Origin of the sequence: Streptomyces noursei, from assembly GCF_001646665.1 — a bacterium.
Classification (GTDB): Bacteria; Actinomycetota; Actinomycetes; order Streptomycetales; family Streptomycetaceae; genus Streptomyces; species Streptomyces lavendulocolor.
This window is the reverse complement of sequence record NZ_LWBU01000383.1, coordinates 19,422-41,700: the sequence shown is the minus strand read 5'-3', so window position 1 is coordinate 41,700 and position 22,279 is coordinate 19,422. Positions and strand designations below refer to the sequence as shown.

Annotated in this window: 21 protein-coding genes; 7 read left to right on the top strand and 14 right to left on the bottom strand. The window is 72.6% G+C overall.

What is annotated here, in order from left to right; translation table 11 throughout:
- The 4 genes from A4V12_RS30485 to A4V12_RS30470 all read right to left on the bottom strand — a co-directional run bounded on the left by A4V12_RS30485 (position 1) and on the right by A4V12_RS30470 (position 3,993).
- A complete protein-coding gene (locus A4V12_RS30485; protein WP_234372386.1) occupies positions 1 to 1,272 on the bottom strand; it encodes an MFS transporter in 1,272 nt (423 codons plus the stop codon).
- 148 nt (positions 1,273 to 1,420) lie between these two features.
- On the bottom strand, positions 1,421 to 1,933 hold the full coding sequence (locus A4V12_RS30480; RefSeq protein WP_064072701.1) for a VOC family protein: 513 nt from the start codon (positions 1,931 to 1,933) through the stop codon (positions 1,421 to 1,423).
- A gap of 27 nt (positions 1,934 to 1,960) precedes the next feature.
- Positions 1,961 to 3,760: a gamma-glutamyltransferase family protein gene (locus A4V12_RS30475; RefSeq protein WP_064072700.1), complete on the bottom strand. Its 1,800-nt coding sequence runs from the start codon at positions 3,758 to 3,760 to the stop codon at positions 1,961 to 1,963.
- Positions 3,761 to 3,762: 2 nt separating this feature from the next.
- Entirely contained in the window at positions 3,763 to 3,993 is a 231-nt protein-coding gene (locus tag A4V12_RS30470; protein WP_064072730.1) for an MbtH family protein, read from the bottom strand.
- A 135-nt stretch (positions 3,994 to 4,128) separates the two neighbouring features.
- On the opposite strand from A4V12_RS30470, the gene A4V12_RS30465 reads away from it, so the two are divergent.
- Positions 4,129 to 5,187, top strand: coding sequence for a branched-chain amino acid aminotransferase (locus A4V12_RS30465; protein ID WP_234372385.1), 1,059 nt, complete (start codon positions 4,129 to 4,131; stop codon positions 5,185 to 5,187).
- 572 nt (positions 5,188 to 5,759) lie between these two features.
- On the opposite strand, the gene A4V12_RS30460 is transcribed toward A4V12_RS30465, so the two are convergent.
- Positions 5,760 to 6,773, bottom strand: a complete 1,014-nt coding sequence (locus A4V12_RS30460) for a class I SAM-dependent methyltransferase (RefSeq protein ID WP_064072698.1) — start codon at positions 6,771 to 6,773, stop codon at positions 5,760 to 5,762.
- A 47-nt stretch (positions 6,774 to 6,820) separates the two neighbouring features.
- A complete protein-coding gene (locus A4V12_RS30455; RefSeq protein WP_064072697.1) occupies positions 6,821 to 7,792 on the bottom strand; it encodes a hypothetical protein in 972 nt (323 codons plus the stop codon).
- A 259-nt stretch (positions 7,793 to 8,051) separates the two neighbouring features.
- Between A4V12_RS30455 and A4V12_RS30450 the strand changes: the two genes are divergently transcribed.
- Together A4V12_RS30450 and A4V12_RS30445 are read left to right on the top strand one after the other, a co-directional pair.
- The gene (locus A4V12_RS30450) at positions 8,052 to 8,441 is read left to right on the top strand and encodes a RidA family protein (protein ID WP_199831426.1); all 390 of its coding nucleotides are present in this window, start codon (positions 8,052 to 8,054) and stop codon (positions 8,439 to 8,441) included.
- 12 nt (positions 8,442 to 8,453) lie between these two features.
- Positions 8,454 to 9,350, top strand: coding sequence for an LLM class flavin-dependent oxidoreductase (locus A4V12_RS30445; protein WP_064072695.1), 897 nt, complete (start codon positions 8,454 to 8,456; stop codon positions 9,348 to 9,350).
- 21 nt (positions 9,351 to 9,371) lie between these two features.
- Here the strand turns inward: A4V12_RS30445 and A4V12_RS30440 are convergent, their stop codons facing one another.
- The 3 genes from A4V12_RS30440 to A4V12_RS30430 form a co-directional block, all read right to left on the bottom strand.
- Positions 9,372 to 9,764 carry an ACT domain-containing protein gene (locus tag A4V12_RS30440; RefSeq protein ID WP_064072694.1) on the bottom strand — a complete coding sequence of 131 codons (393 nt, stop codon included), beginning with the start codon at positions 9,762 to 9,764 and terminating at the stop codon, positions 9,372 to 9,374.
- 166 nt (positions 9,765 to 9,930) lie between these two features.
- Positions 9,931 to 12,333, bottom strand: a complete 2,403-nt coding sequence (locus tag A4V12_RS30435) for an ATP-binding cassette domain-containing protein (protein ID WP_064072693.1) — start codon at positions 12,331 to 12,333, stop codon at positions 9,931 to 9,933.
- Positions 12,317 to 13,363 carry an MsnO8 family LLM class oxidoreductase gene (locus tag A4V12_RS30430; protein WP_064072692.1) on the bottom strand — a complete coding sequence of 349 codons (1,047 nt, stop codon included), beginning with the start codon at positions 13,361 to 13,363 and terminating at the stop codon, positions 12,317 to 12,319. Before A4V12_RS30430 ends, A4V12_RS30435 begins: the two co-directional genes overlap by 17 nt.
- Before the next feature lie 49 nt (positions 13,364 to 13,412).
- On the opposite strand from A4V12_RS30430, the gene A4V12_RS30425 reads away from it, so the two are divergent.
- Complete coding sequence (locus A4V12_RS30425; protein ID WP_064072729.1) at positions 13,413 to 13,901, top strand: LNS2 domain-containing protein; 489 nt, start codon at positions 13,413 to 13,415, stop codon at positions 13,899 to 13,901.
- Between the two features lie 73 nt (positions 13,902 to 13,974).
- Here A4V12_RS30425 and A4V12_RS30420 read toward each other — a convergent pair whose 3' ends face one another.
- Positions 13,975 to 14,202, bottom strand: a complete 228-nt coding sequence (locus A4V12_RS30420; protein ID WP_064072691.1) for a dodecin — start codon at positions 14,200 to 14,202, stop codon at positions 13,975 to 13,977.
- 240 nt (positions 14,203 to 14,442) lie between these two features.
- Here A4V12_RS30420 and A4V12_RS30415 point away from each other — a divergent pair, with 240 nt between their 5' ends.
- The 3 genes from A4V12_RS30415 to A4V12_RS30405 all read left to right on the top strand — a co-directional run bounded on the left by A4V12_RS30415 (position 14,443) and on the right by A4V12_RS30405 (position 17,948).
- On the top strand, positions 14,443 to 15,723 hold the full coding sequence (locus A4V12_RS30415; RefSeq protein WP_064072728.1) for an extracellular solute-binding protein: 1,281 nt from the start codon (positions 14,443 to 14,445) through the stop codon (positions 15,721 to 15,723).
- 558 nt (positions 15,724 to 16,281) lie between these two features.
- On the top strand, positions 16,282 to 17,067 hold the full coding sequence (locus A4V12_RS30410) for a GNAT family N-acetyltransferase (RefSeq protein WP_064072690.1): 786 nt from the start codon (positions 16,282 to 16,284) through the stop codon (positions 17,065 to 17,067).
- Entirely contained in the window at positions 17,064 to 17,948 is an 885-nt protein-coding gene (locus A4V12_RS30405) for a lysophospholipid acyltransferase family protein (protein WP_064072689.1), read from the top strand. The genes A4V12_RS30410 and A4V12_RS30405 overlap by 4 nt, the downstream gene beginning before the upstream one ends.
- On the opposite strand, the gene egtD is transcribed toward A4V12_RS30405, so the two are convergent.
- Genes egtD through egtA form a run of 4 tightly spaced genes read right to left on the bottom strand, consistent with a single transcriptional unit; the run spans position 17,843 to position 22,168 of the window.
- A complete protein-coding gene (gene egtD, locus A4V12_RS30400) occupies positions 17,843 to 18,808 on the bottom strand; it encodes an L-histidine N(alpha)-methyltransferase (RefSeq protein WP_064072688.1) in 966 nt (321 codons plus the stop codon). The genes A4V12_RS30405 and egtD overlap by 106 nt on opposite strands.
- Positions 18,805 to 19,563, bottom strand: coding sequence for an ergothioneine biosynthesis protein EgtC (egtC, locus tag A4V12_RS30395; protein ID WP_064072687.1), 759 nt, complete (start codon positions 19,561 to 19,563; stop codon positions 18,805 to 18,807). The genes egtD and egtC overlap by 4 nt, the downstream gene beginning before the upstream one ends.
- The gene (egtB, locus tag A4V12_RS30390; protein WP_064072686.1) at positions 19,563 to 20,876 is read right to left on the bottom strand and encodes an ergothioneine biosynthesis protein EgtB; all 1,314 of its coding nucleotides are present in this window, start codon (positions 20,874 to 20,876) and stop codon (positions 19,563 to 19,565) included. The genes egtC and egtB overlap by 1 nt, the downstream gene beginning before the upstream one ends.
- Positions 20,873 to 22,168 carry an ergothioneine biosynthesis glutamate--cysteine ligase EgtA gene (gene egtA, locus A4V12_RS30385; protein WP_064072685.1) on the bottom strand — a complete coding sequence of 432 codons (1,296 nt, stop codon included), beginning with the start codon at positions 22,166 to 22,168 and terminating at the stop codon, positions 20,873 to 20,875. The genes egtB and egtA overlap by 4 nt, the downstream gene beginning before the upstream one ends.
- Positions 22,169 to 22,279: the final 111 nt, after the last annotated feature.

Here is a 22,279-nt window from a genome sequence, read left to right as displayed (position 1 = left end):
CTACGGGTGCGGCCGTGCGTCCTCGTCGTCCATGGCGGCTGTCCCACGTGGAGCCTCACCCGTCGTTTCACGGCTCGGCCTTCGGCGCTGTTCGGGGGTGCGCAGGGCGAGTGCGGCGGCGGCGGTCAGGCCCAGGACGGCGATGGCCGCGCCGGACAGGCGCAGTGTCCCGACCGGTCCGAGGGTGGCGACCAGTGGTCCCGCGAGTGCCGTGCCCAGGGGGACCGAAAGGACCCTGACCGCGGAGCTCGCCGCCAGGGCCTGGGGCAGGACCGCGCTGGGTGCGGAGCGCTGGAAGAGCGTGGTCGACAGGGACGAGTACGGCGGCCAGAGCAGCCCGGCGAGCCCGAAGCAGACGACCGACACGGCCGTCGGGGCGCCCAGGCCCATCGGGAGCATGAGGGAGCCGAAGCCGATGACGATGCCGACGGTCGTGGGCCACAGGCGCCATGTGCTGAGGAAGCCGGTGAGGACCGAGCCGAGCACGGCGCCGATCCCGAAGGCCGTGTAGAAGGCGGCCAGCACACCGGCCGATGCGCCCAGGTCGTCCGACACGTGGAGCGGCAGTGCCACGTAGACGGGGCCGAAGAGGAAGAAGAAGACGAAACTCAGGGCGAGCAGTCCGGACAGTGCGGGGATGCGCCGGATCACCGCGAAGCCGGCCGTGCGGGAGGCCTGGTCCTGGTCGGGCTCGGGGACACCGTCCTTGGGGACGCCCCACAGGAAGGTGAGTGCCAGGACCAGGAACGTCGTCGCGTCCACGGCCAGCACCGTCGCGGGGCCCCCGAAGACGATCAGCAGCGTCGCCAGTGGCGGCCCCACCACCGTGGCGATAGAACCGATGCCGGACAGTACGGCGTTGCCCGCCAGGTGATCGCGTTCCGGCAGCAGCCGGGCGATCAGCGTGTAGATGCCCGCCTGGCCCCACGAGTGCAGCACGGAGGAGAGCGCCAGCAGCGCGACGTACCCCTGGATGCCGAGCACACCCGCGGCGTGGAGCACGGGGATCGCGCCGAGCGCCCCGGCCCGCAGCGCCGCGTCCCAGCCGGCCAGTTGGGCAGGCCTGCGGTGGCGCAGTAAGCGGCCGAGCAGCAGCGCGCCGGCCGCTCCGGACAGGGTGTAGGCGGCGGCTGCCAGCGCCACCCATATGCCGCGGTCGGCGGCTGGAGCCAGCTCGATCGCCAGCCAGCTCACCGCCACCACGGCCATGCCGTCACCCACCGAGGAGACCGCGAATCCGGGCAGGACCCGGCGCAGCGTCGTGTGGCTCATCACCGGCCAGTAGGGCGACGAGCGCATCACACGACTCAGGACCAGGCCCACGGGGAAACCTCCATCACGTCACGGAACCGACCCCCACGACCCTTCCCCAAGGAACGGGACGCGAGGTCCGGCTTCTCTTTCGGCAGAACCGGGAACGTCAGGCCCGCTCACCGGGGAGATACGTGAACTCGAATTCGAGGCCATTGACGTCGAAGGCGTAGAAACTCTCGACACCGTCACTGTCGACGACGATGTCCGTCGCGTCTTCCCGCCGGACGAAGGAATGCGCTCCGGATGCGTGAACGGTGAACCACTTGGCGTGCCAGGCGCGCAGTTCCTCCGGCGTACGGACCTCGATGCAGATGTGCTGGTACTGGTTGGTGTCCGCCGGCGGGGTCACGCCGTACTCGGGGCCCCGGGTGAAGAGGTGGAAGCGCAGTCCGCCCGCCTCCAGCTCGGCGAGGCCGGACAACCCCGGCAGGCGTTCCATGCTCAGCTCGGAGAAGGTGCCGAGCGTCCACTTCACCTCGGCCCCGAAGAAGTCCCGGTACCAAGCGATGCTCCGGTCCAGGTCACCCGTCTGTACCGCGATGTGGTGCAGGCTCAGCCTCGCCGGGGCGGTCGGTGCCGCGGGAGCTTCCTCGACGGCAGTCGTCGGTGCGTCGGACATGTCGGTCTCCCAGTTCGTGTGGTCGGGTCAGCGGCACGCGGCGTAGGTCTGGCGGCCCCGGGGGCTGGCGGCCGCGCGCAGCAGGCCGGCCTCCTCGTCCACCGCGACGGCGCAGACCTTTCCGAGCGAGTACTCGGCCGCCAGTTCCACGTCGTGTCCCCGCGAGCGCAGGTCGTCGATGACCGCCGGGTCACAGTTGCGTTCGACGGCGAGCACCTTCGGCCGGGACTCGTGCGGGGTGAAGGAGGCGGAGAAGTGGTCGGTGTGGAAGGCGAGCGTCTCCGTCGCCTCCTGCAGGGGGAGGCCGAACTCGACGACGGCGAGGAAGAATTCCAGGGTCCACTGGTCCTGGCGGTCGCCACCGGGAGTACCGAACGCCATGAGCGGCTTCCCGTCCTTGACCACGAGACTCGGGCTGAGGGTCGTGCGCGGACGACGCCCGGGACCTACGGAGTTGGCGTGACCCTCCTGGAGGGTCATCGTCTGGCCGCGCGTGCCGAGGGAGAGCCCGAGGCCGGGCACGACCGGGGAGCTCTTGAGCCAGCCTCCACTGGGTACGGCGGCGACGAGGTTGCCGAAACGGTCCGCGACCACGATCGTGCAGGTGTCGTTGCGGGCGGCGGTGGCCTTCACGACCGTCGGCAGACCGTTGGCCAGCTGGGACATCCAGCTGCCGTCCGCGACGGGCCAGTCGGCGTCCGCCTGCTCGGGCACGAACGGTGTGCGGCCACCGGGTGAACCCGGCCGCAGCACGTCGGCCGCCTTGTCCTCGACGAGGGCCCGGCGGGCCGCCGTGTACGCGGGGCTCAGCAGGATGTCGAGGGGGACGTCGGCGTGGTCGGGGTCGCCGTACCACGCCTCACGGTCGGCGAAGGCGAGCTTGGCGCACTCGGTGACGGTGTGGATGTACTCCGCACTGTCGAGCCCCATGCCCCGGAGGTCGAACCCTTCCAGGAGCGCGAGCTGTTGCAGGAAGACCGGGCTCTGGGACCAGGGGCCGGGCTTGTGGACCGTGAGCCCCCGGTACTGGAGGCTGCTGGGGCTCTCGACGGTGGCCCGCCAGTCCGCCATGTCCTGGCCCGTCAGCAGTCCCGTGTGATGGCGGCCGGTGGCGTCCAGAACAGGCGTCGAGGAGACGAAGGAATCGATGGCCTCTGCCACGAAGCCCTGGTAGAAAGCCCTCTCGGCGGCGGCCAACTGGGCCTCCCGGCCACCCGGAGCGGCGGTGGCCTCGCGCAGGAGCCGCTTGTACGTGTCGGCGAGCGCGGGCGTACGGAAGAGGGAACCGGCCTTGGGGGGACGCCCGTCCGGCAGGTAGACCCGGCCGGACTCGGTCCATTCCGTCTCGAAGAGAGGTGCCAGCACCTCGATGGCGTCCGCGGCACCGGGCAGCAGGGGGAAGCCGTTCTCGGCGTATCCGATGGCATGGTCGAGGATGTCGGCGAGCGGCAGAGTGCCGTGCTCGGACAGCATGCGCATCCAGGCGCCGAAGGCTCCCGGGACCACGGCGGGCAGCAGACCCGAACCCGGTATGTGACGCAGTCCCAGCGACCGGAAGTGGTCGATGGTGGCGGCCTGGGGCATCGGCCCCTGCCCGCACACGACCTGTACCGACTGCGTGGCCGCCGAATAGGAGACGATCGGTACGTCACCCCCGAGCCCGTTGAAATGAGGCTCCACGACCTGGAGGACGAAGCCCGCGGCCGCGGCGGCGTCGAAAGCGTTGCCTCCCTTTTCCAGAACCGACATGGCGGCCGCCGACGACAGCCAATGCGTGGAGGAAACCGCTCCGAAGGTACCGCTCAGCTCGGGCCTGCCCGCGTTCACTCTCACACACCACCCTTTGCGTTGCCGGCCGCGCCCATGGCGATCACAAGGCTCTTCGGCCTCATGTCGGTCCAGTTGTTTTCGATGAAGTCGAGACAGTCCTGGCGAATGCCCTGGTGGACCACCTTCCAGCCCTCCGGGACATCGGCGAAGTCAGGCCAGAGGGAATGCTGGTTCTCGTCGTTGGTCAACACGAGATAACCACCTTCCTCGTCCTCGAACGGATTGGTCATCCTCACCCTCCAATTGGATTTCCGGCTCGTCTCGCCGGCGGGACACGACGCTACCCTGGCCTCAGCCCTTTTCCGGTCGAAAACCGAGGTGAGAAAATGGACATCGCGCATCCCAGCACATTCGTGAAAGACCTTGTGAGAATCCGGGTGAGCGACCGGGTGCGGGCGGAGCGCATGGCGGACCCCCTGTTCGGCACCGTTTTCACCGAGCACATGGCCACTGCCAGGTACGTCGAGGGCAAGGGCTGGCACGACGCCAGGATCCAGCCCTTCGCGCCCATCGCGATGTCCCCGGCGACGGCCGCGCTCCATTACGGACAGGCCATATTCGAGGGGCTCAAGGTCTATCGCACGCCGGACGGTTCCCCGCAGTTGTTCCGGCCCGAGGCGAACGCGCGGCGTTTCGGCGCTTCCGCGGCCCGGCTCTCGATGCCCGCAGTGCCGGAGGCTCTCTTCCTCGGTGCCGTGGGCGAACTGGTCGCGGCGGACGAGAAGTGGTTGCCGAGCGCCCCGGCCACGAGTCTGTATCTGCGGCCGTTCCAGATGGCCACGGAGGAGTACCTCGGTGTGCGGCCGGCTGGGGAGTATCTCTTCGGCGTGATCGCCTGCCCCGTCGGTTCCTCCTTCCCCGGCGGTACGGCCCCCCTCGCGGTCTGGGTCTCGGACGCCTACACCCGGGCAGCGCCCGGTGGCACCGGGGCGGCCAAGTGCGCCGGCAACTACGCCGCCTCGATGGCGGCCCACACGCAGGCGCGGGAAGCGGGCTGTGACCAGGTGGTCTTCCTGGACGCCGTGGAGCGGCGCTACGTGGAGGAGTTGGGCGGGATGAACCTCTTCTTCGTCTTCGACGACGGGACGTTGCTCACGCCGCCTCTCGGCGGGACCATTCTGCCCGGGGTCACGCGGGATTCGGTCATCACGCTGGCCCGTGACGCCGGGCACCATGTGGTCGAGCGGCCGTACGCGCTCGCCGAGTGGCGTGCGGACGCCGTGAGCGGGCGGCTGCGCGAGGTCTTCGCCTGCGGCACGGCGGCGGTCGTCACCCCCGTCGGCACGGTCCGGTCGCCGGAGGGGGAATTCACCGTCAGCGGGGGCGAGGCCGGGACCGTCACCGAGAAGCTGCGGGACGCGCTCACCGGCATCCAGTTCGGGCGCACGGCGGACCCGTACGGCTGGACCCGGCGGCTCGGCTGAGGGGACGGCTCACCGGCCGACGCACGTCCGCCGGCCGCCGCCACGGACGTCCCCCCGGTGAGCAGCACCCCGAGGCAGTAACTGCCGGGTTCAGCCTCCTTGGTGACGAAGTGGTGGACCGTTCCCGCCGGAATGAGCATGGTGGCGGGCGATGCGAGCTCGTAGTGCTGCCCGCCGGCGACGACGTCGATCACCGCGCCCCCCGGGGTCGGCGACATCAGCACGTAGATCTCGGGCACCTCATGGGTGTGGGGTGCCGCCACCGGTTTGCCGACCTTGTCGCTGATCTCACCCCCGGCGATCTCGATGGGCTGGCCACCGAGCATGTCCTGGGTCAGGAAGAACGGCGTCTGCCCGTAGTGGCCCGGAATCTGCTGGAAGACGGGCAGATCCCGCTCCACCAGGGGGGTCGGGGTGGACGGTTCGACGGTTCGGGTGGTCATGGATGTCCTTCTGGGTGGTGGCGGTCCGGGAGGACCGGATGTGCGACTGATGAGGTGTTCGCCGACGACGGCTCCGATGGATCGGACCGGCTGTCAGGTCCTCCGGAACGCTTCGCGTCCGCCGGCGTCCTAGGCGGGGGTGAGCCGGTAGATGAAGCTGAAGGCCGGAAGGTCGATCATGCGGCGGTCGGCGATGCGCCAGCCGCTCTCCTCCAGTACGGACGACCACTCGTCGAGCGTGGGGATGTACTGGTCCATCACCGTGTGCACGGTCTCGAACCCGAGCGTGAACATGCCGTGCTCGGGGCCGTGGACGTCGGTCGAGCGGCACGTGTCACCGATGACGAGGTTCTTGGCGTTCGGGAAGGTCTCGCGCAGCCGGCGCAGCGTCGTGACGGCGTTGTCGCGCGGCCAGAAGTCGTGCCCCATGAGGAAGCACGTCAGAAGGTCCACGTCCGCGTACTCGTCGCGGGGAGACAGATTCAGCACGTCGTCCTGCACCAAGGCGATCCGGTCCTCCATACCCGCCGCCGCGATGGCCTCCTTGGAGACGGTGATCGCACCGGCGGCGACATCGATGCCGATGCCCCGTGTCTCGGGCATCAGGTCGGCCAGCATGATGAGGCGGTCGGAACTTCCGCAGCCGAGGTCCGCGACGGTCGTGCACTCCACGGTCTCCAGCAGCTCGCGCAACGGCGGGTCGAAGAACGTGCGGGCGATGTTGCGGCAGGCGACGCTGATGGCGCGGGAATCCCGCCGGACGAAGTCTCCCTCTCTGTCGTGCTCCAGGACCTTGGCCGGCAGGGTCGTCAGGAGCTCGCCGCAGCCGCGCGTCAGCCAGTAGAAGAAGCCCTTGGTGCGGTAGGCGTCCGCGAACCCGGCACCCGTGGCCGCCTCGGTCCGCTCGGGGCCGAGCGTCACGATCCGCCGGGAGGAGAGTGCGACGAGAAGGGCTCGCACCACACCCGGATCGGCTCCCGCCGTCGCGGAGAACTCCGCTATGCCGACCCGGCCGGCCCGCTCGAGCTCGTCGAGGAGGCCGATCTCCCAGGCCGCGCTGATCGCGGCCGAGGCGATGGCTCCGTTGAACGTGTCGGCGCAATACTGCGCCTCTTCGGAAAGCCGTTGTTCGGCAGTACCCATGGAACACCTACCCCTTTGAATGTCGCGGCTGGGAAATGCACGTTCGGTCACTGGGCTGCGCGCCTCGACGCGCATGCGGGGGCGCCGAGGAGGTCGGTCAGCTCCTGCAGCGTGGAGATGAACGACGCCTTGAGTTCCCTGACGTCGTCGGTCGACAACTCGGCGGGCTCGGGGGCGGTGTTCCGCGCGCGGGCGGGATACAGGCCGTTCGCCGAGACGTCGAGGTGGATCGCCTGGATCCGGCGGACGAGCTGGCGCACCACCGTCGTGTAGGAAACCGGCATCCTGGTCGTCAGAAAAATGCCGTCGTACAACCAGAGAAGGGTCTCCCTCCGGAGTTCCCTCGTTCGCTGCCGCACGCCGGGCGTCAGGAGCAAGGACACTCCGGACGGGACGACCCGCGCCGCGATGCCCTTGTGTATGCGCTCGTTGAGATCGCACTCGAAGGCCAGGTCGGCTGCCGCGGCCTCACTTCCGAGGGAGACCTTTCCACGGATGAGAGGGCGGACCCCGGCGTAATCGCGGGCCCAGGAGCCGCTGAGATTGGGATGCTGCCGCGCCATCGGGTCTCTGATGACCCGCTCGTACATGTCCTGCGGCGTGGAGCTCGCGTACAGCAGCATCAAGGAATAGGTGCGAACCAGGCAGCTTGCCGCACGGGCGAGCCCGTCGCCGTCCGCACCCGGGTCCTTTCCCTCCTCGAGAACCGCACTCAGCACCTGCCATACCGCGAAGGTGGTCTGATGGCCGGTGATCCACCGGAACCAGAAGAGCCGTTCCAGCTCGCCCTCGTCGTACGGCATCAGGTCGGCGCCCATGGCCGGCTCGAACTCCGGCAGCAGGGCGCCCGAGGCGAGCGGATCGTCATCCGGGTCGTACGGGGGACCGTCGCCGGTGTCCCGGCCGAGGAACGTGGCGGGGAGTGCCAGGGGCTCCAGACCGTAGAGATGCCCGCCGTATCCCCAACGCCCCGCCGTCGGCGCAGCGGTGGAGAGAGCTCTGTTCTCTGACAGATTCATGAGTGCTTCCTGTGGGAGAGAAGGAGTCGGACTCCGTGACGGTGACATGGGCCGGGATGTGGCGGCCGACGACCGTAAACGTACTTCCGACTCGACCGCGGTGCGGTGTTCGAGAACCGGGGGATCGAATTTCGTGGTGCAGCGTCTCGCCGGCGGGACATCACCTCGCCGACAACGCGGAACGCGGGGGCAGGCTTTGACATAGTCGGAAGCCGAATCCGTCGGCGGTGAGAGCCGGTAGGAGAAATAGGGAGCCATTATGTCGAAGCGCCAGCTGATCGCCGCGGGAACACATTTCGAGAAGATCTTCGGGTATTCTCGCGCCGTTCGTGTGGGGCCCTGCGTGACGGTCGCCGGGTGTACGGCCTCGGCGCCGGAAGGACCGGTCGGCGGCCCCGACATCGTGGCCCAGACCGCCGAGTGCCTACAGCGGATCAAGGACGCACTGGAAGAGGCCGGTGCCTCACTCCAGGACGTCGTCAGGACCCGTTTCTACGTCACGGACATCAGTGAACTCGAGGCCATCGGTCGCGTACACCTGAGTTTCTTCGCCGGAATCCTCCCCGCCAGCACGATCGTCGAGGTCTCGGCCTTGGCGCATCCCTCGCTGCTGGTGGAAGTGGAAGCCGATGCCTTCCTCGACAGCTGAAGGGACTCGATCATGCGTACAGGTGTCCTGATCCTGCCGGAGAAGCGATGGGCGCAAGCCGCCCACACATGGCGTACCTGCGACGAGCTGGGTTACGACTCCCTGTGGACCTACGACCATCTGTCGTGGCGCAGCCTGAAGGACGGCCCCTGGCTCTCCACCTTTCCGGTCCTCGCCGCGGCGGCCGGCGTCACGAGCAGAGCCACGCTCGGGACGCTGGTCACCTCACCCAACTTCCGCCATCCGGTCGGCGCGGCCAAGGACGCCATCGCCCTCGACGACATCTCGGGAGGCCGGTTCGTCCTGGGCGTCGGAACCGGATCGGTCGGCGCGGGCGACTCGAACGTCCTGACCCAGGACACCTTCTCCCGGCGCGAACGCACCGAGCGCTTCGAGGAGTTCGTGCAGCTCACGGACGAACTGCTGCGCAACCCGGTCACCACCTTCACGGGGACGCACTTCTCCGCGTACGAAGCCCGCATGATCCCCGGGTGCGTTCAGCGCCCCCGCCTCCCGATGGCCATCGCCGCCACCGGGCCCAGGGGACTCGCGCTGGCCGCACGGTACGGACAGGCCTGGGTGACGACAGGGCCGACCGACTGGGCACGGGGGTTCACCCCGGAGGAGTGCCTGGAGGCGGTCGCGGCGCAGGTCGCCGCCTTGAGTGAGGCCTGCGGCCGCTCGGGCCGCGACGTCGACGAAGTGGATCGCATCTTCGTCGTCACGGATCCGGCGGGCGACTTCCTGTCCACACCGGACGCCTTCCTCAAGATGGCCGAGTCCTACGCGAAGGCGGGCATCACCCACCTCGTCCTCCACGCGCCCCGTGAGGAAGGCATCTACGCAGCCGACCCCGAGGCACTCCACCGCATCGCGGCGGACGCCCTCCACGCCGTCCGCGACATGTGACCACGTCGCGGACCCGCGGCGTCAGCTCCGGGCCAGGGCGTCCCAGCGCGTGTCGTCACGCACCAGCTCGTGTCCCGCCGCCTCCAGCGCCACGACCATGTCGTCCGTTCGGCGCGCGGGCACGAGCACCAGGTCGGCGTCGTACGTCGAGACCACGAAGACCGGCACCTCCGCCTCCGCCAGTGGCCCGACCACGGAGGCCAGCAACCCGGGCGTGTCCAGACCATGTCCAGCGTCCACGTCGTACAGACCCGTCCATCGGTCCTCCGCGGCGGTTTCGGCCCCGGCGCCCCGCACCACGGTCAGGCCTTCCGGAGCACGCACGAGGGCGTGCCAGGCGCCGGCGGGAGGCTCCCGTGTCCCGGCGAGCCTCTCCACCACGAAGACCGTACTCAACACTCCCAGACGCAACATCGCCCCTCCAGGCACATCGGAAATCCCCGTGCATGCGGCTCGTCAGCCGGCCGGTACGGGCACAGTACGGGCGCTGAGCCCACGATCGTGCGCGAGGGGGAGCGGGTGGCGGGCGACGGTTGCGACGATGCGGCCACGCACCTCCGGAGAGCGGGCCGCCGTCGGATCAGGGACCGCTGCCGCGGCAGCCCCCCAGGGCCGCCGCCAGGTACGGCGCGGTGCGGCCGGCCGTCGAACGCGACACCTCCGCGGGGGTGCCGGCGGCGACGACACGGCCGCCCTCGTCGCCGCCGCCCGGGCCGAGGTCGACGACCCAGTCGGCGCCCGCCACCACGTCCATGTCGTGCTCGACGACCACCACCGAGTGGCCGGCGTCGACCAGTCCGTTCAGTTGCCGCATCAGCACCTCGACGTCCGCCGGGTGGAGCCCTGTCGTGGGCTCGTCCAGCACGTACAGGGTGTGGCCGCGGCGCGCGCGCTGGAGTTCGGCGGCCAGCTTGATCCGCTGGGCCTCGCCGCCCGACAGCTCCGTCGCCGGCTGCCCCAGCCGCAGGTGGCCGAGGCCCACGTCGAGCAGGGCGCCGAGGCTGCGGACGGCGCCGGGGGTGTCCGCGAAGAACTCCGCAGCCGCCTCCACCGTCAGGTCCAGCACCTCGGCGATGTTCCGCCCCCGGTACCGCACCCGGAGCGTCTCCGGGTTGTAGCGGGCACCGCCGCAGTCGGGGCACGGGGCGTACGTACTGGGCAGGAACAGCAGCTCCACCGAGACGAACCCCTCGCCCCGGCACGTCTCGCACCGCCCGCCCGCCACGTTGAACGAGAACCGCCCCGCCGCGTAACCGCGCGCCCGGGCCTCCTCCGTGGCCGTGAACACCCGGCGGACCACGTCGAACAGTCCCGTGTACGTCGCCAGGTTCGAGCGCGGCGTCCGGCCGATCGGGCGCTGGTCCACCGTGACCAGGCGGCCCACCCCCGGCAGGTCGCCGGTCAGCTCGCCCACCAGGGTCGACTTGCCCGAACCGGACACCCCCGTCACCGCCGTCAGCGTGCCCAGCGGCAGCTCGGCCTCCAGGCCCCGCAGATTGTGCCGCGTGACCGGCCCGACCCTCAGCCACCCCGACGGCTCCCGCACCGCCCGCGCGGGCGCCGCGCCGCGGTCGAAGAGGTACCGGCGCGTCACCGACTCCCCGACCGCGCGCAGCTCCTCCGGCGGGCCGCTGTGCAGCACCCGCCCGCCGTGCTCGCCCGCCCGCGGTCCCACGTCCACCAGCCAGTCGGCCCGCCGCACCACGCCCAGGTGGTGCTCCACCACGAGCACCGAGTTGCCCGCCGCCTTCAGCCGGTCCAGCACCACCAGCAGCGCCTCCGTGTCGGCCGGGTGCAGCCCCGCCGACGGCTCGTCCAGCACGTACACGACCCCGAACAGGCCCGAGCGCAGCTGGGTGGCCAGCCGCAACCGCTGCAGCTCACCGGGGGAGAGGGTCGGCGTCGGCCGGTCCAGGCTCAGATACCCGAGACCCAGCTCCGTGACCGTGCCGATCCGGGCCGCCAGGTCGGCGGTCAGCACCCGCGCGGTCTCCTCGCCGGCGCCGCCGCCGTCGCCGCCCGCGTCACCGCCGCCTTCGCCCGCGTACGAGAGGACCCCGGCGAGCTCGGTCAGCGGCAGGGCCGCCAGCTCGGCGATCGTCCGGCCCGCGAAGGTGACGGCCAGGGCCTCGGGCCGCAGCCGGCTCCCGCCGCACACCGGGCAGGGCGCGCTCTCCAGGAACCGTTCCGCCCTCGCCCGCAGCGTCCGGCTCTTCGAGTCGGCGAACGTGTGCAGCACGTACCGCCGCGCACTGGTGTACGTGCCCTGGTAGGGGCGCTGGATGCGGCCCGCCTCCCGCACCGGGTGCACGGTGACCACCGGCCGCTCGTCGGTGAACAGGATCCACTCCCGGTCCTCGCGGGACAGCTCCCGCCACGGCCGGTCGACGTCGTACCCCAGGGCGTCCAGCACGTCCCGCAGGTTCTTGCCCTGCCAGGCGCCCGGCCAGGCCGCGATGGCCCCCTCCCGGATCGACAGCCCGGGATCCGGCACCAGCAGCTCCTCGCGGGTGCTGTGCACCCGGCCCAGGCCGTGGCACTCGGGGCACGCCCCGGCGGCCGTGTTCGGCGAGAAGGCGTCCGAGTCCAGCCGCTCGGCGCCCGGCGGGTGGTCGCCCGCCCGCGAGAACAGCATCCGCAGCGAGTTCGACAGCGTGGTGACCGTACCGACGGAGGACCGCGCCTGCGGCGACGAGCGGCGCTGCTCCAGCGACACCGCGGGCGGCAGACCGGTGATCCGCCCGACCTTCGGCGCCCCGACCTGGTGGATCAACCGTCGGGCGTACGGCGCGACCGACTCGAAGTACCGCCGCTGCGCCTCCGCGTAGATCGTCCCGAACGCGAGCGACGACTTGCCCGAACCGGAGACCCCTGTGAACACGACGAGCGCGTCACGCGGGACGTCCACGTCCACCCCGCGCAGGTTGTGCTCCCGGGCGCCCCGGACGCGGATGCACGGATCAAGGTCATGAGGGCCGGACATGCCCGCCAGTCCAGGTGTCCGCCCTGGTCAGGCCCGCGACCCGGGCGAGCCTGGCGTACGAGTCCAGCAGCGCCGCACGGTCGTACGTGCTCGTCGTCACCAGGACCTCGTCGGCCGCCGTCTCCGCCACCGCCCGCTCCAGCGCGTCCCGCACCTGCTCCTCGGTGCCGTGGATGTGCCCGCGCAGCCCCGACGCGTAGAACTCCCGCTGCCTGTCCGTCATCGCCCGCGAGCCGATCCGCTCCGGCGGCTCCAGCGGCGGGAACACGCCCCGCGTACGGGAGTACGCCAGCGCCCAGGCCTCCGGCATCAGCAGCCGAGCCGCCTCCTCCTCGGTCGCGGCGACCGCGACGGTACCCGCCACCACCACGTACGGCTCCGGGGACCAGACGGAGGGCCGGAATTCCGCGCGGTACCGCTCGACCGCCGCCACCACCTTCGCCCGCCCCCTCAGGTCGCCGATCACCAGCGGCAGACCCGCCGCGGCGGCGACGGCCGCGCCCTCGCCGGTGGCCAGGACGTACGGCGGCACCCGCAACCCCTCGGCGGGCCGCGCGTATACCTGCGGGTGCGCCCGCTGCGAGCCCGTGAACCAGCCCAGCAGCTCGTCCAGCTGCCCCGCGAAGTCGTCGGCGTCCTGCTTGCCGCGGCCCAGCGCCCGCCGGACACCGTCCGTGAACCCCACCGAACGGCCCAGTCCCATGTCGATCCGCCCCGGGAAGAGGGACTCCAGCACCCCGAACTGCTCGGCCACCACCATGGGCTGATGGTTCGGCAGCATCACCCCGCCCGTGCCCACCCGGATGGTGCTCGTCGCGGCGGCCACGGCGGCCGCCAGCACGGTCGGCGCCGAACCCGCGACCCCCGGCACGCCGTGGTGCTCCGACACCCAGAAGCGGTGGTAGCCGAGCCCCTCCAGCTCGCGGGCGAGGGACACGGTGGCGCGCAGGGCGGACCCGCCGTCCTCCCCCTCGCGGGTGCGGGACCGGTCCAGTACCGACAGACGTGTCTTGGCGATCGATGAGCTCACGCCCCTGTTCAACACCTCCGCCCGGCGGGGATTCCCTACGCTGGGCCCCGTGACGCGAAACAGCAGGCCACTGGCCGTCTTCGACCTGGACAACACCCTCTCCGACGCCCGGCACCGGCAGGGCTTTCTGGAGCGCCGCCCGCGCGACTGGGACGCCTTCTTCGCCGCCGCCCCGCAGGACCCGCCGCTCGCCCGGGGCGTGGAGCTGTGCCTGGAGGCCGCCGAGGAGTGCGACGTGGTGTACCTCACCGGCCGTCCCGAGCGGTGCCGCCGGGACACCGTCGCCTGGCTGGCCGAGCACGGCCTGCCCGAGGGCCCGATCCACATGCGCGGCAACCAGGACCGCAGGCCCGCCCGGGTCACCAAGCTGGAGGTCCTGCGTCGCCTCTCCGGCACCCGTGAGGTCCGCATGCTCGTCGACGACGACGAGCTGGTGTGCGACGCCGCCGAACGGGCGGGATACCGGGTCGTACGGGCCCGCTGGGCGGACAGTTCCGAGGCCCTGGTGGAGGCCCAGGAGAAGGAGGGCCGCACCTGAGCCGGAGGGCCGTGCCCGGGCGGGCCTTCGGATGCCTTCGGAGGGGATGGGCTCGTGTGCGGCCGGTCGGCGGTCAGCCGGTTCCCTCGGTGGGCTCCTCCAGGCGGAAGCCGACCTTCATCCCGACCTGGTAATGGGCGATGCGTCCGTCCTCGATGTGCCCCCTGACCTGCGTCACCTCGAACCAGTCCAGGTTGCGCAGGGTCTCGGAGGCGCGCGCGATGCCGTTGCGCATCGCGTCGTCCACGCCTTCGTGCGAGGTGCCGACGATCTCGGTGACGCGGTAGGTGTGGTGCGACATGGGGGTCTCCTCGTTCGCCAGGTCGTCATCGCCCGGTGCCTCCTTCCACGGTGCACCACGACGCCGAGGTCCGCGCGGCATGCGGGCCCCGGGTGTGGTGCCCGGAGCCGCCTCCCCCTTGACCCGCCAGTTGGTCCATACCAAAATCCCAGCCATCACGCCCGCGGCGAACCCGCTTCGCCTCCCCCCACGTCGGGTCCACTGTCCCTGCACACGCAAAAGGTGACCTCTGTGACCTACGTGAAGAAGCGCCTGCCCGTCTGGGCGTGCGCGCTCGTCTCCGTGGCCGTGCCCGGCCTGACCGGGTGCGGCGGTGTCCTGCCCGGCGGCGGCGACGGGGAGGGAGGCGCCCGGACGGTCTCGGTCTGGCTCATGAAGGGCAGCGTGTCCGACGACTTCCTGGAGCGGTTCACCACCGCGTACGAGAAGGAGCACCCCGGCGTCACGCTCGACGTCACCTTCCAGGAGTGGACCGGCATCGGGAAGAAGGTCACGGCCGCGCTCGCGAGCGAGGACGCCCCCGACGTCATCGAGGTCGGCAACACCCAGGTCGCCCAGTACGCCGAGACGGAGCTGCTGCACGACCTGACGCTGGAGTCCGTGCGGGACCTCGGCTACCAGGACTGGCTGCCCGGCCTCGCCGAGCCCGGCAAGGTCCGGGGCGCGCAGTACGGGATCCCCTGGTACGCCGCGAACCGCGTCGTCATCTACAACAAGGACCTGTTCGACCGGGCCGGCGTCGAGGCACCGCCCAGGACCCGCGAACAGTGGCTGGAGGACACCGAGAAGCTCGACGACGGGCCCGGCGGCACCCAGGGCATCTACCTCGCCGGGCAGGACTGGTACACCCTCGCCGGTTTCGTCTGGGACGAGGGCGGTGAACTCGCGGTGGAGCGCAACGGCAGGTGGACGGGCACCCTGGACACCCCCGCCGCACTGCGCGGCATGGCCGTCTACAAGGAGCTCCAGGCACTCGGCGACGGCCCCAGGAACGCCGACGAGGAGAACCCGCCGCAGGCACAGGTCTTCGCCCGGGGCGACGTGGCCCAGATCATCGCTCCGCCGAGCGCCGCGGCCGCCATCGAGGAACGCAACCCCGCCCTCAAGGGCAAGGTGGGCTTCTTCCCGATCCCCGGCCGCACCGCCGACGAGCCGTGCGCGGTGTTCACCGGCGGCTCCGACCTGATCATCCCGCGCAACTCCGGCGACCGGGACGCCGCGATGGACGTGGTGGCGGCGCTGGCGGGCGAGAAGTGGCAGACGGACCTCGCCCGCACGATGAACTACGTCCCCAACAAGTCGACCCTGGCCGGCGCCGTGCGCGGCCAGGAGGCGACCGCGGCGATGGCCGTCGGCGCCGCCCGCGGCCGGGCCACGCCCAACTCGCCGCAGTGGGCCGCGGTCGAGGCGGCCAACCCGATCAAGCCGTACATGACGGCGGTCCTGGAGGGCAAGTCCGCGGAGCGCGAGGCGAAGGCGGCCTCGGCCCGCATCACCGCCACCCTCAACGACGACCGCTGATCCGCCCGGCCCGGCGCCCGGCCCCGGCGCCCGGCCCCCGGAGCTCGCCGCGCCCTGCCCGGCGGTGGCGGCGGCGCGCTCGGCCTGCGGTCGTCGCGGGGCCGGGGCCGGGGCCGATGGGGCTGGTCATGGCCGGTGGGGCGTGCCTGCCGGGGCGACCGGGTGCCCGGGCCGTCCGGGCCGTCCGGGCCGTCCGGGCCGTCCGGGGCCGGACCCCCGCCGGGGGCCGGCGCGAGCCGGTCCGGGCGGTGCACCCACCGTGCCGTCGCGGACGCCGTGTTCGTGCGGCCGCGACGGCGGACGCCCCGGTCCCGCTCAGCCTCCCCGCGCCGCGGATCCGACGCGTCCCCCCGCCCCAGCCTTCCCCGCGCCGCGGATCCGACGCGTCCGCCCGTCCCGGCCCGGGGCGCCGGCCACGGTCGCGTACCGGGCATTCAGCCGTCGCACATCCACGCTCCGCCGCGCGGTCATGTCGAATCCAGCCGGCCACGGAAGAAGTAAGGAGCCGGGCCGGCACGGCCACGGTCCGGGTCCTTCCCTCCGGCACTGGAGACCACCATGCCCGCATCGCCCACCACGCTCGCCCACGCCCCCGCCGACCCCGCCGCGCCGCAGCCCCGCTACGTCGTCGCCCTCGCCCGCGAGCAGGAGGAGGTGCGGGCCGCCCAGCGACTGCGCCACCAGGTCTTCGCCGGGGAACTGGGCGCCCGGCTCGACGGGCCGGAACCGGGCCTCGACGGCGACGCGTTCGACGCGTACTGCGACCACCTGCTGGTACGGGAGGAGGCCACCGGCGACATCGTCGGCACCTACCGCCTGCTCCCGCCCGACCGGGCCCGCGTCGCCGGCCGGCTGTACTCGGAGGGGGAGTTCGACCTCGGCCGCCTCGCGCCGCTCCGCGACGACCTCGTCGAGGTGGGCCGCTCCTGCGTCCACCCCGCCCACCGCAACGGCGCCGTCATCTCCCTCATCTGGGCCGGCATCGCCCGCTACATGGTCCGCACCGGCCACACCTGGCTGGCCGGCTGCTGCTCCGTCCCGCTCGCCGACGGCGGCGCCCTCGCCGCCGCGACCTGGGACACCGTCAGGGCCAAGCACCTGGCGCCCGAGAAGTACTGGGTCACCCCGCACCGGCTGTGGTCGGCCGACGGTGTCGCCCGTCCCGCCGGGCGCACCGAACTGCCGCCGCTGCTGCGCGGCTACCTGCGGCTCGGCGCCCGGATCTGCGGGGCGCCCGCCCACGACGTGGACTTCGGCGTCGCCGACCTGTTCGTCCTGCTGTCGCTGCGCCACACCGACCCCCGCTACCTGCGCCACTTCCTCACCCTCGCGCCCGCCCGGTGACCGGACCCGCGCCCGCGTCGCCGTGGCTGCCCACCGCACCCTGCACACCCCGCCTGTGCGCCCGTACGGCCCGCCCGGCGGTCTCGCGAGGCCGGGCCGTCGCCCGGCTGACGGCCGGTATGGGCACCGTCGTCGCCGGGGTGCTCCTCGCCCCGCTGACCGCGCCCCTCGGGCGCCCCGGCCGCGAACGGGCCACCCGGCTCTGGTGCCGGGCCGTGCTCCGGGCCTTCGGGGTCCGCCTGCGGGTCGTCGGCCGGCCGGACGGCGGCCGCGGCCTGGTCGTCGCCAACCACGTCTCCTGGCTCGACATACCGGTGGTCGCCGCCGTCCTGCCCGGCCGGATGCTCGCCAAGAGCGACGTGCGGCACTGGCCGCTGCTCGGCCCGATCGCCGCCCGCGGCGGCACCCTGTTCCTCGAACGCGACCGGCTGCGGGCCCTGCCCGGCACGGTCGGGGCGCTGGCGCACGCCCTGCGTGGCGGATCACGCGTGGTCGTCTTCCCCGAGGGCTCCACCTGGTGCGGGCGCGCCCACGGCCGGTTCCGGCCCGCCGTGTTCCAGGCGGCGCTGGACGCCGGCGCCGCCGTCCAGCCCGTACGCGTCACCTACCGTCCGACCGGCCCGGCGGCCTTCGTCGCCGACGACCCGCTCCTCGCCTCCCTGTGGCGCGTGGCGGCGGCCGACGGGCTCACCGCGGAGATCCGGATCCTGCCCCCGGTCCCCGCCGGCCGCCACACCGACCGCCGCTCACTCGCCGCCGCGGCTCAGCGGGCCGTTCACACGGCCGTCGCCAGCGACAGCGCGAACCGCCCCGCCTCGTCGGTCCACCAGTGCGCCAGCTCCATCCCGGCGGCCGCCAGCTCGCCGCGCACCCCCTCCTGACGGAACTTCGCCGACACCTCTGTACGCATCTCCTCACCGGCCTCGAAGGTGACCGCCAGGTCCAGTTCGCGGATCTTCACGGTCAGCGGCCCGCGGGCCCGCAGCCGCATCTCGATCCACTCGTTCTCCCGGTCCCAGACGGCGACGTGCTCGAAGTCGTCCGGGTCGACGTCGGCGCCCAGTTCGCGGGCCAGCACCGACAGCACGTTCTTGTTGAACGCGGCCGTCACGCCCGCCGCGTCGTCGTACGCCGCGACCAGCGTCCGCTCGTCCTTCACCAGGTCGGTGCCGAGCAGCAGCGCGTCGCCGGGCGCGAGCAGCGCGCGCACCGACCGCAGGAACGCCTTCCGCTGCTCCGGCAGCAGATTGCCGAGCGTGCCGCCGAGGAAGGCGACGAGCCGGGGACCCGGCGTGCCGGGCAGCGCCAGGCCCCGGGTGAAGTCGGCGATCAGCGCGTGCACCTGGAGCGCCGGGTGTTCGGCGGTCAGCGCCGCGGCGGCGCCGCGCAGCGCGCTCTCGCTCACGTCCACCGGCACGTAGCTCTCCAGCCCCGGCAGCAGCGCGGCGATCAGGTGACGGGTCTTCTCCGACGACCCCGACCCCAGTTCCACCAGGGTGCGCGCCCGGGTGACCGCGGCGATCTCCGCCGCCCGGGCGACGAGGATCTCCCGCTCCGCCCGTGTCGGGTAGTACTCGGGCAGCCGGGTGATCTCCTCGAACAGTTCACTGCCCCGGGCGTCGTAGAACCACTTGGGCGGCAGGTCCTTCGGCGTGCGGGTCAGGCCGTGCAGGACGTCGGCCCGCAGGTCGGCGCCCGTGGCGTCCTCGGGCAGGGTGCGGGTAACCAGGAACGGGCTCACTCGGACGGCTCCTTGAGCGGGGTGAGAAGGACATCGGTACGGGTCGCGGCGAGCACGGTCCGGTCGGGGACCTCCTGCCAGCCCGGATCGTCGTCGTACGGCTCGGAGGCGACGACCGTGCGGTGGCGGCCCGGTTCGGCCAGGTACCACAGGGTGTCGCCCCACGCCGTGGCGCAGACGGTCTCGCCGTCGGTGAGGAGCAGGTTCAGCCGCGAGCCGGGCGCCTCGGCGGCGACGTCCAGCACGGTGTCGGCCAGCGCCTGGCCGGGCTCGTCACCGTCCCGCAGCCGGTGCAGGACCAGCGCCCACACCAGGGCGGAGTCGTTGCGGGCCTCCAGCGACAGCAGCTCGTCGGCCGGCAGCCCCGCGGCGAGCCGCCCCAGGGACCCGGGCCAGCCCCTGACCGCGCCGTTGTGGCTGAACAGCCACGGCCCGGCGGCGTACGGCGCGGCGGCGGCCTCCGCGTCGGCGCCGGACAGCGTGGCGTCCCGCACGGCGGCCAGCAGGGCCCCGCTGCGCACCACGCGGGCCAGGTCGGCGAACGACAGGTCGGCCCAGATCGGCCCGGCGCGCCGGTAGCGGGCCGGCACCGGGTCGCCGTCCGCGTACCAGCCCACGCCGAAGCCGTCGGCGTTCACGGTCCCGTACTTCTGCCGGCGCGGCTCCCACGACTGCCGGTACAGGGCGTGCGCCGGCTTCACCAGCACGTCGCGCAGGGGCACGCCGGGCCCCAGATAGGCGAGATGACGGCACATCAGGCGGCCCCCGCGTCCCTGGCGGTGCGGAACCCGGAGAATATCTGGCGCCGCACCGGCAGGTCCCAGTTGCGGAACGTGCCCCGGCACGCCACCGGGTCCACGGCGAACGAACCGCCGCGCAGCACCTTGTGGCCCGGCCCGAAGAACACCTCCGAGTACTCCCGGTAGGGGAACGCGACGAAACCGGGGTACGGCAGGAAGTCGCTGGACGTCCACTCCCACACGTCGCCGATCAACTGCCGCACCCCGAGCGGCGACCGCCCGGCCGGGTAGCTGCCCGTCGGCGCGGGCCTCAGGTGCCGCTGGCCCAGGTTGGCGTGCTCGGGCGTCGGGTCGTCGTCGCCCCACGGGTGGCGCAGCGACCGCCCGGACACCGGGTCGTGGCGGGCGGCCTTCTCCCACTCCTCCTCGGTCGGCAGCCTGCGCCCGGCCCAGCGGGCGTACGCGTCGGCCTCGTACCAGCTGACGTGCAGCACCGGTTCGTCCTCCGGCACCGGCTCCACCACACCGAACCGGCGGCGCAGCCACTGCCCGCCCTCGCGGCGCCAGAACAGCGGCGCGCCGATGCCGTGCGCGCGGATCTGCGCCCAGCCCTCCGGCGCCCACCACCGCTCGTCGCCGTAGCCGCCGTCGGCGATGAACGCCATGTAGGCGCCGTTGGTGACCGGCACCGTGTCGATGAAGAAGGCCGGCACCACGCGCGTGTGCGCCGGCCGTTCGTTGTCCAGCGCCCACGGCTCGGCCGACGTGCCCATGGTGAACGGGCCGCCCGGCACCAGCACTTCGGCCGGCAGACCCGCCGTCCCGGGGCCCGGCGGCGGGGCGGGCGCGTCCAGCGCGGCGGGACCGCGCCGCAACTGGTGGGTGATCAGCATCGTCTCGTCGTGCTGCTGCTCGTGCTGGGCGACCATCCCGAACGCGAACGCCGCATCGACCAGTGCCGGGCCGCCCTCCAGCGGGGTGCGCTCCAGCACGTCGAGGACCCGGCCGCGTACGTCCGAGGCGTACGCGCGCGTCTCCGCGGGCGCCAGCAGCGGCAGCGCGGGACGGGCGGCCCTGGGGTGCTCGAACGCGTCGTAGATCGAGTCGATCTCGGGGCGCAGCGCCTCACGGCCCGCCACGGCCCGCCACAGCCACTGCTCCTCCTGGTTGGAGATGTGCGCCAGGTCCCACACCAGCGGCGACATCAACGGCGAGTGCTGCGCGGTCAGTTCGGCGTCGTCGACACAGCTCGTGAGCAGCGCGGTGCGGGCCCGGGCGGTGGTGAGCGCGTCCAGCGCCCGCCGCCTGAGCCTCTCGGGGTCGGTCATGTACGGATGTCCTTCCCGGGCGCCCCGGACGTGGTCACGGGGATCGGCTGGTCGTCGGCGGGACATCGGCCCCGCAGGACGTGCCGTTCGTGGAACGCGGCGACCGCGTCCCGCACGGCGGTGCTTGCGCCCCTGCGGGGCAGTGCGTCCAGAGCGAGGGCGAAGAGGGCGACGGCCGCCTCGTGGAGCGCGGGCGCCGTCAGCCCGTCGCGTGCGGCGCCGCGCCACAGCGCGTCCCGCGGCGGGGCGTCGGCCGAGGCCGCCGCCAGGGGCTCGACGACGCGGTACGCGGCCTCGGCCGCCACCGGGTCGTCGAAGAGCGCGGCGGTGACCGCGAGAGGGACGATCCAGCCGTCCTCGCCCGGCTGGGCGTCGATCATGCGCAGTTCGAGGTGGCCCCGCGGCCGGACCGGCGGGAACAGGGTCGTGATGTGGTAGTCGAGGTCCTGGCGCGTGGCGGGCCTCGGCCGCCCGTGCCGCAGCCACTGCCGTAACGTCAGCGACTCCGGCACCGCCCAGGGGCCGTCGCCGTCCCCGCCCCGCACGCACATCACCGGGGTGTCCAGGACGTGCGCCGCCCACGCGGCACGCGGCTCCCGGCGGGTGTCCGGCGCCGTGGCGCGCACCGGATCGAGGTCGGCCCACAGGCCCTGCCGGGTGGACCGCAGACCGGACGGCCTGCCGTGCAGGACGGGGGAGTTGGCGAACGCGGCGACCAGCACCGGGCCCAGCAGGTGGGCCAGGCGCCAGCGCCGCTCGAAGCCCAGCGGACCGGGCTCCTCGTGACCGGCGTCGAGGCAGACCTGCACGGAGGCGGAGTCGCGCATCATGGCGCGCCCGGCCGGGCCCGTACGGTCCAGGTAGGTCTCCATCGCGTCGTACCGCGGCCGGCGCAGCAGCCGGTCGCGCGGTGGGAGCCAGGGGTCGGTGCCGGCGCCGGTGAGGGTGAGGCCCTGGGCGGCCAGCGCGGTCCGTACGGCCGTCAGGTCGGCCGAGACGGTGGTGACGCATTCCATGAGGGACGCGGCGGGCGGCGAGCTGAGCTCCAGCTGCCCGCCGGGTTCGAAGGTGAGTGCCGACGCCAGCGGCACGGTCCGCAGTGCGGCGAAGGCGGTGCGGAGCCGGTCGGCGGGGACGGGGAGGCGGGGGAGGCGCAGGTCATGGACGAACCACTCCAGTTCGACACCGACCGTGCGCGGGGGACCGGTCTTGAAGCAGATGCATCGCAGCAGATCCTCCGCCTCGTCCTCGGCGAGCGGACCTCCGCGGTCCGGCACGTCGCTCTGTGGCATGTGGGCTCCTCCTGTCGAAGGGTTCCGTCCCACCTAAAGCCACCCGTGCGGCTTCCCACAAGAGCGCCCTGGGGGGCGGAAATCCGGTTGCCCGGAGCTTGAATGATTGTC

What these genes read in the sequence shown, in the direction of transcription:
- A4V12_RS30485 (WP_234372386.1), bottom strand. Translation starts at nt 1,272, where the DNA reads ATGAGCCACACGACGCTGCGCCGGGTCCTGCCCGGATTCGCGGTCTCC.
- A4V12_RS30480 (WP_064072701.1), bottom strand. Translation starts at nt 1,933, where the DNA reads ATGTCCGACGCACCGACGACTGCCGTCGAGGAAGCTCCCGCGGCACCG.
- A4V12_RS30470 (WP_064072730.1), bottom strand. Translation starts at nt 3,993, where the DNA reads ATGACCAATCCGTTCGAGGACGAGGAAGGTGGTTATCTCGTGTTGACC.
- A4V12_RS30460 (WP_064072698.1), bottom strand. Translation starts at nt 6,773, where the DNA reads ATGGGTACTGCCGAACAACGGCTTTCCGAAGAGGCGCAGTATTGCGCC.
- A4V12_RS30455 (WP_064072697.1), bottom strand. Translation starts at nt 7,792, where the DNA reads ATGAATCTGTCAGAGAACAGAGCTCTCTCCACCGCTGCGCCGACGGCG.
- A4V12_RS30450 (WP_199831426.1), top strand. Translation starts at nt 8,052, where the DNA reads ATGTCGAAGCGCCAGCTGATCGCCGCGGGAACACATTTCGAGAAGATC.
- A4V12_RS30445 (WP_064072695.1), top strand. Translation starts at nt 8,454, where the DNA reads ATGCGTACAGGTGTCCTGATCCTGCCGGAGAAGCGATGGGCGCAAGCC.
- A4V12_RS30440 (WP_064072694.1), bottom strand. Translation starts at nt 9,764, where the DNA reads ATGTTGCGTCTGGGAGTGTTGAGTACGGTCTTCGTGGTGGAGAGGCTC.
- A4V12_RS30435 (WP_064072693.1), bottom strand. Translation starts at nt 12,333, where the DNA reads ATGTCCGGCCCTCATGACCTTGATCCGTGCATCCGCGTCCGGGGCGCC.
- A4V12_RS30420 (WP_064072691.1), bottom strand. Translation starts at nt 14,202, where the DNA reads ATGTCGCACCACACCTACCGCGTCACCGAGATCGTCGGCACCTCGCAC.
- A4V12_RS30410 (WP_064072690.1), top strand. Translation starts at nt 16,282, where the DNA reads ATGCCCGCATCGCCCACCACGCTCGCCCACGCCCCCGCCGACCCCGCC.
- egtC (WP_064072687.1), bottom strand. Translation starts at nt 19,563, where the DNA reads ATGTGCCGTCATCTCGCCTATCTGGGGCCCGGCGTGCCCCTGCGCGAC.
- egtB (WP_064072686.1), bottom strand. Translation starts at nt 20,876, where the DNA reads ATGACCGACCCCGAGAGGCTCAGGCGGCGGGCGCTGGACGCGCTCACC.
- egtA (WP_064072685.1), bottom strand. Translation starts at nt 22,168, where the DNA reads ATGCCACAGAGCGACGTGCCGGACCGCGGAGGTCCGCTCGCCGAGGAC.